Raw genomic sequence first — 16,961 nt, 5'->3', positions numbered from 1 at the left:
TGATCCTCTCGAGCCCGGCGTCAGATGTGATAAATGTCGATCACCTGGCGGATGTAGTCGTTCTTGAGCACGACCTTCTTGTTGGTAATGACCGGCTGATCACCAGTCGCGTCGATGGTGTAATAGGATGTCCCGAAGAAGCTCAGCGTCTCCTTGTAGCGGTGACTGAGCGTATGCCAGTTGAACCGTACCTCAAGCACACCGTCTGTCTCGCTCGTCACCTCAATGTTTGTGACGGCATGGTTCGTACGTGGCTCGGGCATACTTGCTCCCGATCGCTCGGTCTTGATGCGGAAGACGCGATCTTCCAGCCCATCCCGATTGGGATAGTAGATCAGCGAAATCTCACGCTGAGGGTCTTCGACCAGTTTGTCGTCGTCGTCCCAAGCCGGCATCCAGAACACTGCGTTGGGCGCGTAGCAGGTCAGCCATTCATCCCACTGCCGATCGTCGAGCAGCCGCGCCTCCCGAAAGAGGAACGCGGCAACCCGGTCATAAGCGAGTGTCATGCTGCCACCCGCAAACGGTCGACCTGCCGGACAGTGCTGCCGCCGTCGCCACCATCGTCCTTGTCGAGGGCCGCGATCAACGTCTGCGCCCAATATTCGTGCTGCCGCACGAACAGACCCTCATCCTCGCTGCGATTGCCGCTGAGCGTAGGCTCTAGACCCATCGCCGTGGCGTTCTCATCAGGACCCGCGATCCAGTGCGTAGCGCCGCGGCTCAGATCATTCCACAAATCGCCTGCGCCTTCGTAGGCGGTCTGGCAGGAGCGGAACTCCTCCAGATCGTCAGGCGTGCCCATCCCACTGACGTTGAAGAAGTCCTCGTACTGACGGATGCGAAGCGCCCTTTCGGCGTCCGCCTCGCCTTTCGGCGCGAAGCAGTAGATCGTGACCTCGGTCTTATCCACGCTCACCGGACGGATGACCCGGATCTGCGTCGAGAACTGGTCCATCAGATACACATTGGGGTAGAGGCACAGGTTGCGCGTCTGATCGACGATCGGCTTGGCACGCTCCTCGCCCAGTCGCTCCGCCAGCTCCTCGCGGTGTGCGTATACGGGGCGAACCTCAGGGTTGAGGAGCCGTGTCCACAACAGAATGTGGCCGTTGTCGAAGCCGTAGACGCCGCCAACGCTCTTCGACCAACCATCGGGGTCGACTGCCTTGGTGGCCTCCTCCTTGCGCCGGCCGGTCGTTGCCGAGTAATTCCAGTGGACTGCGCTGACGTGATAGCCGTCCGCGCCATTCTCCATCTGAAGCTTCCAGTTGCCGTCGTAGACGTAGGATGAGTTCCCGCGAAGCACCTCCAGCCCTTCTGGCGCCTGGTCGACCATCTGGTCGATGATCACGCGGGTCGAGCCAAGCCAATCCTCCAACGACTGCACGTCGGGGTTGATGCTGCCAAACAGGAAACCGCGGTAGTTCTCGAAACGCGCTACCTTGGTCAGATCGTGCGAACCCTCAGTGTTGAACGCCTCGGGGTAGTCTCCCGTCTTGCCGTCCTTAACCTTGAGAAGCTTGCCCGCGTTGCTGAACGTCCAACCATGGAACTGGCAGGTGAAGCTGCCCTTGTTGCCATGCTTCTTGCGGCAGAGCATCGCGCCCCGGTGCGCGCAGGCATTGATGACCGCGTTGAGCTGGCCAGTTTTGTCGCGCGTGATGATGATCGGCTGACGGCCGATGAAGGTCGTGAAATAGTCGTTGTTCTCCGGTATCTGGCTCTCGTGGGCGAGATAGACCCAGTTCCCCTCGAAGATGTGCTTCATCTCGAGGTCGAACAGGGCCGGATCGGTGAATACGTCGCGTCGGCAGCGGAATGCGCCCGTGGCGGGATCGTCAACGACCGCGGTTTCGAGGCGTTCGCGGATATTTGCGCGAAGGTCGGTCATGGTGCTTCTCCTTTGCGACGAATGTCAGGCGACGGCGAGCCGGGCGCGGTTTGAGAAGGCCTCGTCGTCTGCCACCTCAGCGCGCTGCAGCTGGAAATCGAAAGCGATGTGAGCGCTGTCGCCCTGCCGGTTCGGCACGGGCAGCAGGCCTTCGCGGGTGCCGAAGGCGAAGTCGTCCGCGGCGAAAGGATCGTCACCGAAGTTGATTTGTGTCGTCAGCTGCCTGTAGCCGGGAGCCTCGATGAAGAAGTGAACGTGGGCAGGGCGATTGCCGTGTCGACCCAAGACCTTCATCAGCTGATCTGACGCACCACCCGGCGGGACGCTATAGCCGTTCGGCATCTTGGAATGGAACGAGTAGCGCCCATCGTCGCCGAGCTTGATCCGCCGGCGGTTATTGAAGGGCGTCTGTTCGTGGGTCGGATCGAAGTGCGAGTAGAACCCACGCGAGTCCGCGTGCCAGACGTGAAGTATGGCATTCTTCACCGCCTCCCCGTCAGGTCCCGTGATCTGACCTGTCATGTAGAGGGTGGTCGTCTCATCCGGGTCATCCGTCAGATTGGCGTCGTTCTCGACTAGCGGAGCGCCTTCGACGTAAAGGGGGCCTTCGATCGTACGCGGTGTGCCGCCGGTCTTGCCCGCCTCCGCATCCTTGGCGTCCATGTACAGGTCGAGGAAATGCTCGATGCCCGTACCGGGCATGAGGAGGCCAAATTCTCCGGCAGCCGATTGCAGATAGTTGACCGCACTCCAGACCTCGTTCTCACTGATATCGTGACGGACGATGATCGTCATGGTTGCTTCGACGAGATCGCGCATGATGGCCTTCACCCGAGGATTGCCGTCGGTTGACGCTGTACCGGCAACGCGGTCGAGCAGGTCCTGGATTGCGGGGGTCTGTACGAAGGAAACGTCCATGGGGGTCTCTCCTGGAATTCTATCTGGTCGCCGCCTTGGGCGGTCTATCAGTTGCGGCTGCTTCAGCGGTCGTCGTCGTGGAGCGATGACGGGTGGCGGCACAGGGCAGTGACCCGCATCGTCATGAAAGGGTAGAGCGGCAGGCTCATTAGAATGTCATGCAGTTCGGCATTCGAAGCGACATCGAAGATGCTGACATTCGCGTATTGGCCTACGACCCGCCAGATGTGCCGCCATGTGCCCGCACGCTGGAGATCCTGGAACCGCGCCTTTTCGGCAGCTTTGAGGCGGGCGCCTTCTTCGGCGTCGAAGCCGATCGGTATGTTCACGTCCATCTCTACCTGGAACAACATGGTCGTCAGGCCCTCTCTGCAACGACGTGGAGTGTGGGTGCGGTGCGGTCTCGACGATGGAAAGCCACGCGGTCCTCATCGAGCGCCACACCGAGGCCGGGACCGGTCGGGACCGCGAGCTCGAAGTCGGCGTAGCGAAGCGGTTCTGCCAGTATGTCCTGGGTAAGCAGCAACGGACCGAACAGCTCTGTGCCCCATGCGAGCGTCGGAAGGGTTGCACACAGATGGGCCGACGCCGCTGTCCCGACACCGCCTTCAAGCATCGTCCCGCCGTAGAGGCCAACACCGCCGGCATGGGCAATCGTCGCGACAGCATGTGCGGGTAGCAGACCACCCGATTGCGCGATCTTCACCGCGAAGATGCGGGCGCCCGAGCAGGCGGCAATAGCGAAGGCGTCACAGGGACCATGTAGCGCCTCGTCCGCCATCAGCGGCACGATGTGCTTAGCCGACAGCCGCGCCATCGATGCGTGCGCATGCCTTGCGACTGGTTGCTCGACGAGGTCGACACCGGCATCTTGCAATAGACGCATACCGAGATCGGCCTGTGCTTCATCCCAGTTCTGGTTGACGTCGACACGGACGCTGCCGCGGTCACCAACCGCCTTTTTGATGGCAGCGACATGCGAGACGTCGTCGCGGACCGATCGCTTGCCGATCTTGAGCTTGAAGATGTTATGCCGGCGAAGATCGAGAACGCGCTCCGCTTCCTCGATGTCGCGCGCGGTGTCACCGCTCGCCAGCGTCCACGCAACCGGAAGACTGTCGCGGACGCGTCCCCCACCGATCAGCTCGGACACCGGTACTCCCAGGCGCTTGCCTGCCAAATCTAAAAGCGCCGTCTCCACCGCACACTTAGCGATATGGTTGCCGAAAACGCTTTGCGTCACCTTGGCCATGGCGGCGCCGACTCTAGTCGGGTCGCAGGTCCTGAGCACAGGAGCGATGTAGCTGTCGATGGCGAGTTTTATACCTTCAGGGCTCTCCTCACCGTAGCTGAGGCCGCCGATCGTCGTGCCTTCACCGATACCTTCTAAACCGTCGGAGTCGCGCATTCGCACCAGTACGATCGACTGGTGATGCATCGTCGCCATCGCTAGGACATGCGGACGTATCGTCGGAATATCGACGATGAAGGTATCGATCTCTGCGATCGTGACCATGACCTCTCCACATCCTCAGCTCTACGTTATCCCAGCATAGGTACGTCGGAGGGGCTGGACGCGCAAAGATCAATGTGGTTTGCTCACGATACTCACAGGGTATTCAAGCGATGGATCTTCGTCAGTTTCGCTATTTTGTGACCGTCGCGGCCGAACGGAATTTCAATAAGGCGGCAGAGCGGCTGCACATGGCGCAGCCGCCCCTCAGCCGGTCAATCCAGCAATTGGAAGCCGAGATCGGTGCAGAATTGATCGATCGTACGAGCAGGCCGCTTTCCCTGACGCCCATGGGGCACTTCTTCCACGATCAGGCCGTGCAAATTCTGCGGCGTGTCGAAGACATGCGTGCGATGATGGAGGCCGCGATCGCGACCGATAAGCGGCGCTTTACGATTGGGTTCGTGTCATCCACGATCTACGCCCGGCTGCCGGCACTAATACGTGAGTTTCGCTCCGAGCTACCCGATGTAGAGTTGACGCTGGTGGAGAGTACGACCCTTGATCAAATCGCTGCTCTAAAGGAAGGCCGTATTGATATTGGCTTTGGGCGCATCCGATTTGAGGATCCTGCCGTGCGACGCACCGTCCTGCGACGAGAACCCCTAATCGCAGCGGTACCGCTTGCCAGCACACTGGGCATAGACGGCGGTCCCATTTCATTGGCGGCACTCGCTCGCGAAAAAGTAATCCTTTACCCGAGCGCTCCGCGGCCGAGCTACGCCGATCAAGTTCTGTCGCTGTTTCATGACAATGGTCTCACGCCCAGCGTCATCCACGAAGCTAGAGAATTGCAGATTGCGATTGGCTTAGTGGCGGCGGAGGAGGGAGTCGCCATCATTCCAGAATCCGTAAAGCGAGCACGCCCGGACGACGTTCGTTACCTAGAGCTACTAGAACCCGCCCATTCACCTATCATTATGAGCCACCGTGTCGGCGATTTTTCACCAGAAATCTCTGCTTTCATGCGTATCATCGCGCGCAAGTACAACGACTGGAAATATCCTGTGCCCGAAGCGCTGTTGATCACGGTATAACTAAACTAGCAGCATCGACGCCCTCTTTTTAAGTAAGCTTAGGGGCCATCGCGAAACCTTCCCTGCGCGATGGCCTCGCCCAAGTCTAGGTCGATGCCTGCGGTCAGCTGAAAGTTGCTCTCCTACTTCTTGTCGGAACCGATCAGCAGGAGCCGCGAGCCCCGCAACCTGCATGGCGCCAGCTGCGAGGCGGGCTGTCGGTGGAAGCGCGTCGACGATCGGACATCGCGCTCTGTTTGTCTGACATCCGCCATGCTAATCAAAGCTCGGGGAGGCGGGCCGGTGCTCACACAGATACGAAGGATCAAGAACCTCGGGGTCTTCGGTGACTATTCGCGCAGCCCTGAGGTCCCCGACCTGAACCGATACAACCTGATCTATGGCGAGAACGGCTCGGGCAAGACGACGCTCTCGCGTCTGCTCGCCTGCCTCGAGGAGGGCGAGCACGCGGATCACCCTGACCTAGAGTTCACAATCGAGACCCAGTCGGGCGCGTTGGCGCGCGGAACCCGGTATGGGCGCAAGGTGCGGGCGTTCAACAGCGACTTCATCGAGGCGAACATCGGCGGTTTGGACGGGCCGCTGCGTCACATCCTCATTTTGGGTGAGGAGAACAAGCTGGTCGCGGCGGAGATCAAGTCAGAGATCGACACACGAGACGCCCGCCTCCGGCGCATCGCGGAGTTGGACGCATCGGTCGCCAAGCTGGAGACGGAGCGTGGGCGCTTGTTCTCGGGCATCGCGAAGACGATCGGCGAGGCGACGAGCGGGGCGACCCTGCGCAGCTACCGCAAGCCTGACGCGGAGGGCGCGTTCCGGAATCTTACCGGGGGCGAGCAGCTGTCCGACGAAGAACTCGCCCTCCACCACACCACCGTCCACCAGGACATGATGCCGTCGATCGTCCAAATCCAAGAGCCGAGCGTCCGGATCGGCGTTGACGAACCAGAGAGCGCCATCGCCGTAGCGCGAGGCACTGCGCTGCGCGCGTGCGACCTGGCGGCCGAGTCCGCGCAGTCGAATGTCCTGGAACGCCTGTTGGGGAAGCCCGACATCGCAAGCTGGGTCGAGCAAGGCATATCCCTGCACGGCCGGCATTCCTCGGAGACCTGCGAATTCTGCGCGCGACCGATGCCTGCTGAACGGCTCGCAGCTTTGGCGGACCACTTCAGCGCGGAGGACCAACGACTGAAGGCGCGCATCGAGCGCGAGCGCGACCGGTTGTCAGCGGCAATCGAGGGCCTGAACCGGATCATCGCGCCGGACCGCCTCGCCCTTTATTCCGAACTCCGTGACAGCTACGACGCAGCAACCAAAGAACTCGACGCCGCGCTCATAGAGCTCAAGGCCCGGCTGGGCGAGGTTGACGCCACGCTCACGAGCAAGTTGGCCAACCGCACCCGATCATACGAGGCCACGGCGTCCAGTGATACGGCCAGGCTGGCGCAGTCCTTCACGAACCTAAACGCGATCATCGAGCGCCATAATGAGAAAACCGCCGGCTTCGACAGCGCACGCAGTACGTCGCGTGACGCGATCGAGGCACATTACCTGCGTTCAATCAAGGGGCAGGCTGATGAGCTGGCCGAGCGGATAGTCGCCGCCACGGTCGAGATCGCCCTGCTGCGGAACGGTGGCGAGGGCCTGCCGGACGTGCGCGGCATCGCGGCGCTGAACGCCTCCATCGCGGCGAAGCAGGCTCAGGTCTCGAACGAGCACAAGGGCGGAGAGAACCTGACGAGGGATCTTTGTCAATTCCTGGGCAGGACCGATCTACGGTTCGACTCAGGCGTGGACGGCTACCATGTCATGCGACGAGGCAGGCCGGCGAGGCGCCTCAGCGAGGGTGAGAAGACCGCGATCGCGTTCCTATACTTCCTAGTGCAGCTGACGGACCGCGACTTCGACATGTCGGAGGGAGTGGTGGTCATCGACGACCCGATCTCAAGCCTCGACGCCTCGGCGATCTACCAAGCCTTCTCGTTCCTGAAGAACAGGACGCAGGGTGCCAAGCAACTCTTCATCCTCACCCATAACTTCGAGTTTCTCAGACTAGTCATCAACTGGCTTCAGAACATTCCAGGACCCAGAGCGGAGAAGACCTTCACGATGGTCCTCTGCTCCGAAACGGAGGAAGGCCGTTCCGCACGCCTCGCGCCGCTCGACCGGTTACTCATCGATCACGCGACCGAATACCACTACCTGTTCAAGGTGCTGCACACCTTCAAGTCGGACGGGACGATCCTCGGCTGCTACCACGTCCCGAACATAGCCCGTAAGGTGCTTGAGACGTTCCTCGACTTCCACGTGCCCTCCAACCGGAGCCTGCACCGGAAGCTCGAGGAGACCGACTTCGACCCGCACAAGAAGACGGCGATCTACAAGTTCGCCAATGACCTCTCGCACCACACCGGCAAGTCGTTCGACCCAGCCCTCGTGGCGGAAACCCAGAAGAACACGATCTACCTGCTCGAGATGATCGAGGCGGTCGCACCACTCCACTACGGCGGCCTGAAGGCACTCGCGGAGGCTTAGACCCCGCGCGCCACCTTCGCCCGCTTGACGGCACCGGCGTTCATCCGACACACCAACCCGCCCGGATTTTGCAGGCAAAGACGCGGTTGGGAGCGCCGTGGACCATTTCGGCGATCGGCGACGTGTTGATCGGCAAGGGCACCACCGCAGCGAGCCGGGGTGGTAATCGGCGAGCCGTAGCTGAACGAACGTCCGCTTACGCCGATTGCCATCCGAACTCGGTCGGGCCGTAATCCTACCAGAACGTGTAAGTTTCGCTACCGATCTCCCGTCAGGCTAATCCGATTGCCAAGATGGCGGAAGGCGCGATCACGACAGGTGAGAAGGATGATCTGCATCCGCGTTGCCGCCTCCGTCAGGATTTCAGTCATGAGATCGAGGCGGGTATCGTCCGAATAGACCAGCGGGTCGTCCAGGATCAGCGATACTGGCATTCCCTGCTCGAGGAGCATGTCGGCAAAGGCGAGCCGCGTAAGGACTGCCAGCTGCTCCTGGGTGCCCCTGGAGAGATCGCCGCAACTCTCGCCCAAACCGCCCCGCGCAATCGACGCCAAGCCAAGGTCGTCGCCAAAGCCGGGATTCGCACCCGGCAGCAGCCGTTCGATGTGCCGGCGCGCACGCCGCGCCACCGGCCCGACGAATGTCCGTGACGTCTCGGCGCGCGCACTCTCCAACATGTCGCGAAGCAACTTCAGCGTTTCGGCTTCCTGCGTCACACGTGCCAGGTTGGTAGCTGCGGCATCAGCCTCCTCGCGCGCGACTGCGGCGCGGTCGGCCAGCCCCTTGCCGCCTTCCGCCTCGATCCGCGCCTCGAGCCCGGCAATCACCTTTTCCAGGTCGGTACGCTGGGCCCGGGCCACCTCGACCCGCTTGTCCAGCAGGCCGATCTGCCGTTCGATGGTAGCAACGTCATGCGCAGTCGCTGCGCGTTCGGCATCCTGCAGGTTGACGAGCGCTGCCGCCTCCTGCTGGCGCGCATCGCGCAAAGCGTCGTCAAGCGAGGCCACCTCGGGCCTGGCTTCCAAGGTGGCAAGCTGTGCCGCGGCGTTCAGCGCATCCCGCTCGGCGCCAGCTTCCTGCACCATCAATGGAGTATTGCGCGCCTCCACCTCGCGCAACTGCTCGGATGCCACTGCATCGACACCTTCCGCCCTTGCGAGCGCCGTATCCGCCTCACCTAACGCGATGGTCAGCGCCTCGACGTCTGGTTCCTCGCCACTCCCCTCCCCTTCCGCGCCTTCCTGCAATTCGACGATGAAAAGCTTCAGGGCCGACGCGCCCACCTCGATTCCGAGCAGCGTCACGGCAGGCGTGATCCCGATGATCCGCGCCTCGAGCGTGCGAAGGTTGGCGACCGCGTCTCGCGCGGCCTCGTTGCGAGCGCGAGCCGCAGTGACGCTCTCCACCCCGTGCTCGGCCAAGGCCGCGTTCAGATCATCGGTCGCATTGGCGAGCGCCGTCTCGGCGCCTTGCAGCCCGACCGGCGGACGGATGATCAGTTCGGCATCGCCCAGTTGGATGCGCGTCTCGCGAGACAACATCCGGTCTCCACGCTCCGCCGCAGATCCGTCGATCGTCAGGCCGCTGACATCACCGGCGAACTCGATCCGCGTCGCACCGGCATCCACGGCCGCCCGCGCCTTGTCCACGGCACGTTCACGTTCTTCGAGGGCCTTGATGACGGTGGTGGGGATCACCGCAGTCGCGAGCTGTCGCGTCACTTCGTATTCGGCCTCCAGCGCAACCAGCTCGGCATATCGCCGTCGTGCCTCGCCGACTGCTACCCGGCGCTCGCGCTCGGCAGCCCGTATCCGAGCAGCGTCAAGTGCCGCGTGGGCGGTCCGCCCAGTGTCACGAGCACGGGTTAGCAGCTCACGGGCTGTCGTCGCTCGTTCCTGCGCGGCCGCCAACTCCCCGATCAGGCTGGATCGACTATCCCGTGCCTTGCTGAGCGCTGTAGCCGTGTCGCTGACAGCTTTGCGGGCGATTGCGAGGCGCGATGCGAGATCCTCAAGTGCCCTGACACGGTCGACAAGGCGGCCCTGCTCAGCGCGGCGTGTGTCGAGCAGCTGAGCGGCAGAGCGCGCCACGTCAAGCTGGCCTACCAGCGCCCGACGCTGCTCAGCATCGGTTGTATCGGCAAGATCGCGGTCGAGCAGCTTCAGCCGCGCCCGTGCGGCCTCGAGGTCGGAAAAGCCCTGCTCTAGGGCGGCAAGCCGAGTGGCCGCCTCGCTCGCGGCGCGCTGCGCGGCGTCATGCTCGTCGCGGGCCGCAGTCTGGCGACCAGTCAGCCGACCGCTGTTGGTCCAGTATTCCGCGTACTGACTGTCGATGCGGGGGCGAACACGCTGGTAGGCAACACCGCCCATGATCGTGCCGACCTCAGCTTCCAGGGTAGCGCGAACGCTGTCGCGCACGATCTCGCCTGGCGCAGTCACTTCAAGCGCCTGCGCCTGCCCGACCCACAACAGACCGAGTGCGCCGTGGGCGGCCGCGTCGCCGCCCTGGCTGGTGTCGCGACGCGCGCCGAGCAGTGCTTGCAGCTGCGCCTCGGCATCCTCGCCCTGCGCACGCCCGTTCGGTCCCCGAACCTCGACCGAAGCACTCTTCAGGAAGCGCTTGCTGACTTCCCACGCCTCGCCTTTCGCCTCGAAGCCGATCTCGATCTGCGGGGCGACGGCCTCGCCGTAAGGCGCATAGCTGCGCGCAAGCCGGTTGGCGGTGTTGTGCCGGATGAAGAAAGCGGCGCGCATCGCTTCCAGCAGCGTCGACTTGCCGGTCTCGTTGGGCTCTATGATGACGTTGAGCCCATCCGTCAGCCCGTCGAGCACGAAGGGGTCGCGGTATTTGCGGAAGTTTGAGAGCGCGATGCGCCGGATCCGAAGGCTCATGCCGCGTCCTGCCCACGCTGATGTTCCACGAACAGGCGCTCGAGCGCCCGCCTGGCAATGGCGCCGTCGCTGCCACCGGCCTCTATCATGCTCATCAGCTTGGCCGCGGCCGTGCCGATCATACCCTCGACCCGCAGGTCTGCCAGATCCTGTTCGCTCGGCCGACCGACGAGATCGTCGGCGGTGACCGTCAGATGGCGGAGGCGATGGCGCAGGTCATTGTCGAGGCGCGCAAGGATCGCGATACGATCGGATAAACTGACGATACCCGAGAGCGAGAGCTGCAGGAGGGTTGCCGATGGTTCGACCTGCGCAAGCAGCCGGTCGCACTCGGCGGCAAAGCCCTCCGCGTCGGCAACCGTCCACGAACGCATCAGCCACTGGAACCTGCCAGTACGGATTGGCGATACCGACGGCTCCGCCCCAGCCTCAAGCGTCACGAGCAGAGCGTAGCCCGGCTCATCCCGCTGGAAGCGATCGGTTTCGGGCGTGCCTGAGTACCAGGTGCGCGCATCGACCCGGAAGCTCCCGTGCCAGTCGCCAAGCGCAAGATAGTCGAGGTTGGAGCGCTGCGCGCGATCAGGCGCAATCTGGTTCTGCGCCTCGCCGCGCGACGAGAAGTCGCGGATCGAGCCGTGTGCCAGACCGATGCGCAAGCTCGCGCCTGGCGTCTCCATCGTGTCGAACAGCGCGGTCGGATCGTCGAGATTATGCCGGTGGGTCAGTGGTGCCGGTAGCAGCCACTGCCCGGGCTCCAGCTCGCATGGCACCGGCTCGGCGAGGATACGGACATTGGCGGCGCCTTTGGCGCGGACACGATCCCACAAGCCGCTGTTGCGGGCGAAGTCATGGTTGCCGGGCAGCAGCCACCAGGTACAGGCATAGCGCTGCATCCGTGACACCGCCTGCACGATCACGCGGTCTTCCGGTCCCTCAGTATCGAACACATCGCCAGCGACCAGCACATGCGCGACATCATGCTCCGCAGCTGCTTTGCCGATCGCGTCAATCGCATCGAACCGCGCCTCGCTAAGCGCAGCGCGCACGTCGCTGTCGAAGCGGCCATACGGCTTGCCGAGTTGCCAGTCGGCAGTGTGGATCAGGCGTAGCATGGAAACCTTCTGGCGGTGTGGGTTATGGCTGTCGAGCCGGACGTCCTGCCCCCTTCCCTACCCCGCCACCATGTAAAGTCAGCGGATCGCGACAACCTTGACCTCGACGGCATCGGCGATCTTCTTCCAGTTCTGGTCGCTGGTCCATGCGGGCAGACCGTCCCGTCGGGCAAGAGCCAGACAGAAACGGTCACCAAGGCTGAGTCCCGCCTCCGCTGTTGCCGCCCGCAACCGCCCGGCAATCTGCGCGAGTGCCTTGTCGGCCGGCACGACCGTCAGCGGCAATGGATCGAGCATCGCATCGACTTCGCGCTCGGGCATGCCGGCATGGACGAAGTGACTGACTACCTCGGCATAGTTAACGCTGCTCACCCGCGCCCCACCGATCTCAGCCGCGACCTTTGTCGCGCCGCGTTCGCCCTTGAGCATCGCGATGATCGCAGACGCGTCCAGCACCACGCTCATTCGCCGCTCTCTTCCCGACGTCGGGCAAGGAATGCGTCGACGGATGCGTCGGGATTACCGCCAGTGTACTGCTTGGCCAGAGCCTGGGCACGTGCCACAGCCTGACTTGCCGTCCGCAACACCACGCCGTCCTCCGTCTCATCAAGGTAGACCGCACCACCGCCACTCAGGCCAAGGCGCTTCCTCACGTCTGCCGGCAGGCTCATGCGCCCGTTAGGCGTAATGTTGATTTGCAAGGTCATGTTTGCACGCCAGCCCTGATGTACCACGTTGACGCAACATAGCTGACGCCCCCGCCGACGACAACAATGTCGATATTGCGTCTGTCCCTTATACTAATGTCACAGCTGGTACGTTGTGCCACGCCGCCACGATTCTGCCAAATACGCATTTTAGGAGGTACGGTTTGGGTATACCTCTGAAAGACCGGAGCGCGCCCGGTCTTTTTTCCGTCAAACGCGCTCTCAAAAAAGACTGGACATAACAAGACCGTTCATAAAGGACTGAAGCATGTTCGTCCGGGCTTATCTCCGCGCATCGACCGCTGAACAGGATGCGACCCGCGCTCGCGCAGCGCTGGATGCGTTCGCCGCCTCACATGGATTCCGTATCGCATCGCGCTATGTTGAACACGAGAGCGGCACTCGCCTCGCCCGGCCGGAGCTTTTTCGACTACTGGACGATTGCGGCCCCGGTGACGTGTTGCTGGTCGAGCAGGTCGACCGTCTATCGCGCCTCAGCTCGGCCGATTGGAGCAAGTTGCGATCGGAGATCGAGGCACGCCAGGTTCGGATCGTGTCTCTCGATCTGCCAACCTCCTGGAACCTGATCGCTACCCCCGACGACTTCACAGCTCGGATGTTCGCCGCGGTAAATGCAATGATGCTCGACGTCCTCGCCGCGGTCGCTCGCAAGGATTATGATGATCGTCGGCGCCGGCAAGCCGAAGGCGTCAGCCGAGCTCGAACCGCAGGCCTCTACAAAGGCCGCGTTGAGAACACTGCCCGCAACGCCGCGATCGCCCGGTCACTGAAGGATGGGCAGAGCTGGCGCGAGATCATGATCGGCACGGGCTGCAGTCGGACGTTGCTCGCTAAGATTGCTCGCCGCCTGAAGAACGAACGGTCGGGCGACGCCAGCGGCACTGATCCGTGCGCTGTCGAGGACATCGCCTGAGCGCCAGCAATTCGGGCTTCCCCTGCCCTTCCAACTCGCCAAGCCGCTGTGCCGTAGCGTCGACGCCGTCGTCAGGCGCGTTTTCCCAAGGCTTTAACAAAATTCCTTCTGGCTAACGATCCAACAGTCGTTACGGGCGTTATCAATATCGCTGAGCTGATTTCCCAGATACGGTAGACGGCGCAGCAGATGCTGCCTTTTGGCAGTATTTGGGAGGCGTCGGTTAACCATGATGGACAAGGAACTGCTTCGCGGTCTTGAGGAGCATCACCGAGTCATCCGGGTTGGCCTCACGTTAATTCAGAGTCACTGCGCAACCGACTGCGCGAACATTGCCGGTCTGGAAAAGGCTCGCTTAGATCTAACCCGCGCAAGCCGCGAAAGGTCGGCGTTTGTTAGCGACTGCATTATTCCGCGTTTACTGGAAACGGCAGACAGCGACGATCGTGCTGCGCTGTCGGATTTCCTTGTCGCCTTCACCTCTAAGAGGCTCATCTCAGACAAACACATCGAAAGGTGGACCGACGACAAGATCGCAGCCGACGTACCTGGCTACTGCGCGGCCGCTCGTACCATCTGGTCAATGATGGAGGAGCAAATGGAACGCGAAACTCGCGTGCTCGGAGCGCGCTTGCTGCGCAACTCCGAGCTATGCAGCGCGCGACGCTGAGCCTTTACCGTCGCCGCGACTGACGGCGGGGTTGTCTCAAGCGGAGGCGATAGGCGAGCGCCCATACTTTTCGAACAGCAGGTTCAGGGCTTCCGCCATGAGTTTGACTTGGTCGGTGTCGTGCTCGACAGCCAGCATCGCAAGCTGCTTACGAACCGCGGGATCGAAGTAACCGGCAATGTTCACCTTGCCGTTCCGGCGAGGGCCCGGCGCCGCCCGAACAGGCCCGTCCCCCTCCCCCGCCTCGACCGCCTCGGCCGGTCGAGCGATAGGCGACGGCGCTGGCGCAACCTTGCCGCCAATCTCTCCCAGCTTACCCAGACCTGCTGCGAAGCCAACCTTTCTAGTCATGCCGCCTCACCCTTCTTCTTACGCTGCGCAGGTGCACGTGTGCGAGTGTGCAGCTGTGCGACCACCCAGTCAAACAAGGCGGTCACCTCTGCGGCAGCTTTTCCGTTCGGCTCGACCTCCTGCGCTGCTTGGCCCGAAATCATACAGCGGCTGAAGGCGACGCGATCCCCAAACGACGGGTCCGCGACCTGAAGCCCGAACGACGAAGCGATCGTCTCGGCCGCCTCCTGGCCACCAGTGCCTTGGTGAGGCACGCTGTTGAGGACCGCGAACGCCGTTTTGCCAACCAGCTTCAACAGCTCGACTGTCTTCGCCATAGCCCTGAGATCCATGATCGTGGGCTGACACGGTACGAGGATCAGATCTGCCGCCTTTGCCGCCTCGAGAGCTGTGCTCTCGCTGTGCGGAGCCGTGTCGAGGATTACCACGTCGGCCCCCATCGACTTCGCTTCCTCGAGAACCTTTGTCAGCCTGGATGGCTGGATCGATAGCACTGCGGGCGTCTCATCCGCGCGATGATCCTTCCATTCGGCTGCGCTGGCCTGTGGATCGAGGTCGAGGAGCAAGGTGTTCTTGCCGGTAGCGGCGAAAGCTGTCGCAAGGTGGATCGCGAGCGTCGTTTTTCCGACCCCGCCCTTCTGCGCAATGAGAGCCACTGTCTTCATCTTGATATCCTCGCTTTGCCCTATGCACAGTCGTGACTGTGCACACGTGCGCGATTGCGTTGGTACGTATGCCCACACTCGCGCTAGCGCACAAGCGCGAAAACGCACGTGCGCGCGTGTGCACAGGTGCACGGTCGCACCAGTGTCTGAACCGTTGTTGCGTTGAATGACCTTGTTCAATGGTGCCAACACAGCTGCTCAAGCCAGCTCGGCTCAAAGCAATGACGCTGCGCCGGTGAGCCGACTGGTTTCTGGGGCGGGTCTCGCACGTGCGGGCTCTACCCTGCGTCGCTTAGCTGGCGGCGTCAGGCCGCCCCTAAGCACCTCCTCTTACCATCCTCGGTGAGCCCTTCCCGTTCAACATCCATCAGCTACCCACACGACAAGCAGCCCGACTACAGATCCTTCGCACTATCGCGTAATCACGACCGTGCGACGACGCACCCTCGCACCTGTGCACACCTGCGACAGTGCATTATCGCAATAGTGCGCCGAGCCAATGCAGCCCTTAGCGCCGTGTCGCAGAGATCGCGTCGGCGACCTGTCGTCCCTCGGCCGAGCCAGAGCCATGCGCCACGCAATCACGGCGGTCGCATCGCACCTGTGCACCAGTGCACCGGTGATTCATTCCATCGCAGGGTGTGGAGCATAACGCTTTCGCACGATCCCCAACGCTAAGGGGGCGGGTGAAAAGGGAGCTTCTGAACTAGCTGGCGCCTTCGGGGGGAGGGCACCCCACGACCTTGGCAGGCTAGAGCCAAGCGCACTCGCTCACGCATACGCTCCCAGACATACGTGCATCGACGCGCGGGTGCGCTGGTGCACAGAAGCGTAATTGCGACGTCGCAGACGTGCAAGTGAGCACCTGTGCACAGGTGCGCGGTCGCACACTCGCGATACCTATATCAGTATGCCGACGATGACCAACATCAGGGCGGCGTTGGACGCGAGGATCTTCCCGACGCCCAGCGCGCGAGCCGATCGGCCTTTCCTCCTGGTAGACCAGGTGCGGTCGATCCCGGTACGTACTGCCAATATCCCGTCGACGGCTAGGACGGACCCTATAACGAACAGCATCAGGGTGAAGGCCTTCACAAATTCTCGACCTGATGACGGCGATATGGCGAACGCAGCCACGAGACAGACCGTCGCGATCCCGTAGAGCGATGCGCCAGCATCGAGGAGACCGGACATCAGGAGACGGCGAGGTTGGCTCCACGGGATCGGCACAAACATCGTCGGCCTTCTGCAGACGCGGCACGGCTCAACCGGACTGGCGGGCGGCCACGCTCCGAGGCGATTGCCGCAATATCCGCATGTCGGCGCAGTGGGGGAGGGGGCCGTTTGCATCGACTACGCTGACGGATCCGTGATGGTTTCGTCTGCCGGCACGTCGGCGCGCATGGAGGCATTGTAGCAGGCGGGGTCGCAGAACAGCATAGGACGGCCTCTACACGTCATCTGGTGCCCCTCCAGCATGACGGGCCTGCTTGCCAGTCGCTGGCATCGCTCGTTGGTCTTCGTCATGAAGCCGCAAGGGATGGCGATCGGTTCACCACGCGGCGCCTCCATCTCGGCCGCGTCTAGCGGCTCTATGTTGAGGTCCGGGGCAGGATCGAAGAAGTCCCGCTGCTGGATACGCGCGTGTTTCATATGGACACCTGACGACGATGGGGGAGGGGGCTCTCGAGCGATGCTCTCGCTCGCCTGCTAACTCCCTCTCCCCTCTAAAGC

Annotated in this window: 17 protein-coding genes; 4 read left to right on the top strand and 13 right to left on the bottom strand. The window is 62.4% G+C overall.

Annotation, left to right across the window (positions count from 1 at the left end; all coding sequences use genetic code 11):
• Positions 1 to 20 precede the first annotated feature (20 nt).
• The 5 genes from benB to ACWKSV_RS17925 all read right to left on the bottom strand — a co-directional run bounded on the left by benB (position 21) and on the right by ACWKSV_RS17925 (position 4,328).
• Positions 21 to 509, bottom strand: a complete 489-nt coding sequence (gene benB, locus ACWKSV_RS17945) for a benzoate 1,2-dioxygenase small subunit (RefSeq protein ID WP_022674940.1) — start codon at positions 507 to 509, stop codon at positions 21 to 23.
• The gene (locus ACWKSV_RS17940) at positions 506 to 1,894 is read right to left on the bottom strand and encodes a Rieske 2Fe-2S domain-containing protein (protein WP_022674941.1); all 1,389 of its coding nucleotides are present in this window, start codon (positions 1,892 to 1,894) and stop codon (positions 506 to 508) included. Before ACWKSV_RS17940 ends, benB begins: the two co-directional genes overlap by 4 nt.
• Before the next feature lie 24 nt (positions 1,895 to 1,918).
• Positions 1,919 to 2,812 carry a dioxygenase family protein gene (locus ACWKSV_RS17935; RefSeq protein WP_022674942.1) on the bottom strand — a complete coding sequence of 298 codons (894 nt, stop codon included), beginning with the start codon at positions 2,810 to 2,812 and terminating at the stop codon, positions 1,919 to 1,921.
• Between the two features lie 62 nt (positions 2,813 to 2,874).
• Entirely contained in the window at positions 2,875 to 3,165 is a 291-nt protein-coding gene (gene catC / locus ACWKSV_RS17930) for a muconolactone Delta-isomerase (protein WP_022674943.1), read from the bottom strand.
• 5 nt (positions 3,166 to 3,170) lie between these two features.
• Positions 3,171 to 4,328, bottom strand: coding sequence for a muconate/chloromuconate family cycloisomerase (locus ACWKSV_RS17925; RefSeq protein WP_066667191.1), 1,158 nt, complete (start codon positions 4,326 to 4,328; stop codon positions 3,171 to 3,173).
• Between the two features lie 110 nt (positions 4,329 to 4,438).
• On the opposite strand from ACWKSV_RS17925, the gene ACWKSV_RS17920 reads away from it, so the two are divergent.
• Together ACWKSV_RS17920 and ACWKSV_RS17915 are read left to right on the top strand one after the other, a co-directional pair.
• The gene (locus ACWKSV_RS17920) at positions 4,439 to 5,362 is read left to right on the top strand and encodes a LysR family transcriptional regulator (protein ID WP_022674945.1); all 924 of its coding nucleotides are present in this window, start codon (positions 4,439 to 4,441) and stop codon (positions 5,360 to 5,362) included.
• Between the two features lie 282 nt (positions 5,363 to 5,644).
• Positions 5,645 to 7,897, top strand: a complete 2,253-nt coding sequence (locus ACWKSV_RS17915; RefSeq protein ID WP_066667207.1) for an AAA family ATPase — start codon at positions 5,645 to 5,647, stop codon at positions 7,895 to 7,897.
• A gap of 257 nt (positions 7,898 to 8,154) precedes the next feature.
• Here ACWKSV_RS17915 and ACWKSV_RS17910 read toward each other — a convergent pair whose 3' ends face one another.
• From ACWKSV_RS17910 to ACWKSV_RS17895, 4 genes are all read right to left on the bottom strand, one after another.
• The gene (locus tag ACWKSV_RS17910; protein WP_022676110.1) at positions 8,155 to 10,788 is read right to left on the bottom strand and encodes an AAA family ATPase; all 2,634 of its coding nucleotides are present in this window, start codon (positions 10,786 to 10,788) and stop codon (positions 8,155 to 8,157) included.
• Positions 10,785 to 11,900 carry a metallophosphoesterase family protein gene (locus tag ACWKSV_RS17905; RefSeq protein WP_184116616.1) on the bottom strand — a complete coding sequence of 372 codons (1,116 nt, stop codon included), beginning with the start codon at positions 11,898 to 11,900 and terminating at the stop codon, positions 10,785 to 10,787. Before ACWKSV_RS17905 ends, ACWKSV_RS17910 begins: the two co-directional genes overlap by 4 nt.
• A 78-nt stretch (positions 11,901 to 11,978) precedes the next feature.
• Positions 11,979 to 12,365 (bottom strand): type II toxin-antitoxin system VapC family toxin, encoded by a 387-nt coding sequence (locus ACWKSV_RS17900; protein ID WP_022676112.1) that lies wholly within the window; start codon positions 12,363 to 12,365, stop codon positions 11,979 to 11,981.
• Positions 12,362 to 12,607, bottom strand: coding sequence for an AbrB/MazE/SpoVT family DNA-binding domain-containing protein (locus ACWKSV_RS17895; protein WP_022676113.1), 246 nt, complete (start codon positions 12,605 to 12,607; stop codon positions 12,362 to 12,364). The genes ACWKSV_RS17900 and ACWKSV_RS17895 overlap by 4 nt, the downstream gene beginning before the upstream one ends.
• Positions 12,608 to 12,875: 268 nt before the next feature.
• Here ACWKSV_RS17895 and ACWKSV_RS17890 point away from each other — a divergent pair, with 268 nt between their 5' ends.
• Together ACWKSV_RS17890 and ACWKSV_RS17885 are read left to right on the top strand one after the other, a co-directional pair.
• Positions 12,876 to 13,541, top strand: coding sequence for a recombinase family protein (locus ACWKSV_RS17890; RefSeq protein ID WP_022676114.1), 666 nt, complete (start codon positions 12,876 to 12,878; stop codon positions 13,539 to 13,541).
• Between the two features lie 229 nt (positions 13,542 to 13,770).
• Positions 13,771 to 14,211 (top strand): hypothetical protein, encoded by a 441-nt coding sequence (locus tag ACWKSV_RS17885; RefSeq protein ID WP_022676115.1) that lies wholly within the window; start codon positions 13,771 to 13,773, stop codon positions 14,209 to 14,211.
• A 36-nt stretch (positions 14,212 to 14,247) separates the two neighbouring features.
• Here the strand turns inward: ACWKSV_RS17885 and ACWKSV_RS17880 are convergent, their stop codons facing one another.
• The 4 genes from ACWKSV_RS17880 to ACWKSV_RS17865 all read right to left on the bottom strand — a co-directional run bounded on the left by ACWKSV_RS17880 (position 14,248) and on the right by ACWKSV_RS17865 (position 16,880).
• A complete protein-coding gene (locus ACWKSV_RS17880; protein WP_022676116.1) occupies positions 14,248 to 14,562 on the bottom strand; it encodes a ribbon-helix-helix domain-containing protein in 315 nt (104 codons plus the stop codon).
• Positions 14,559 to 15,227, bottom strand: a complete 669-nt coding sequence (gene parA / locus ACWKSV_RS17875; protein WP_066667192.1) for a ParA family partition ATPase — start codon at positions 15,225 to 15,227, stop codon at positions 14,559 to 14,561. Before parA ends, ACWKSV_RS17880 begins: the two co-directional genes overlap by 4 nt.
• Before the next feature lie 900 nt (positions 15,228 to 16,127).
• A complete protein-coding gene (locus ACWKSV_RS17870) occupies positions 16,128 to 16,421 on the bottom strand; it encodes a hypothetical protein (RefSeq protein ID WP_022675752.1) in 294 nt (97 codons plus the stop codon).
• A gap of 159 nt (positions 16,422 to 16,580) precedes the next feature.
• Positions 16,581 to 16,880, bottom strand: coding sequence for a hypothetical protein (locus ACWKSV_RS17865; RefSeq protein ID WP_022675751.1), 300 nt, complete (start codon positions 16,878 to 16,880; stop codon positions 16,581 to 16,583).
• Between the last annotated feature and the right edge of the window lie 81 nt (positions 16,881 to 16,961).

Source organism: Sphingomonas sp. SphC10 (assembly GCF_057004845.1).
Note: the sequence above shows the minus strand (reverse complement) of the source record. Positions and strands in the feature narration are given on the sequence as shown.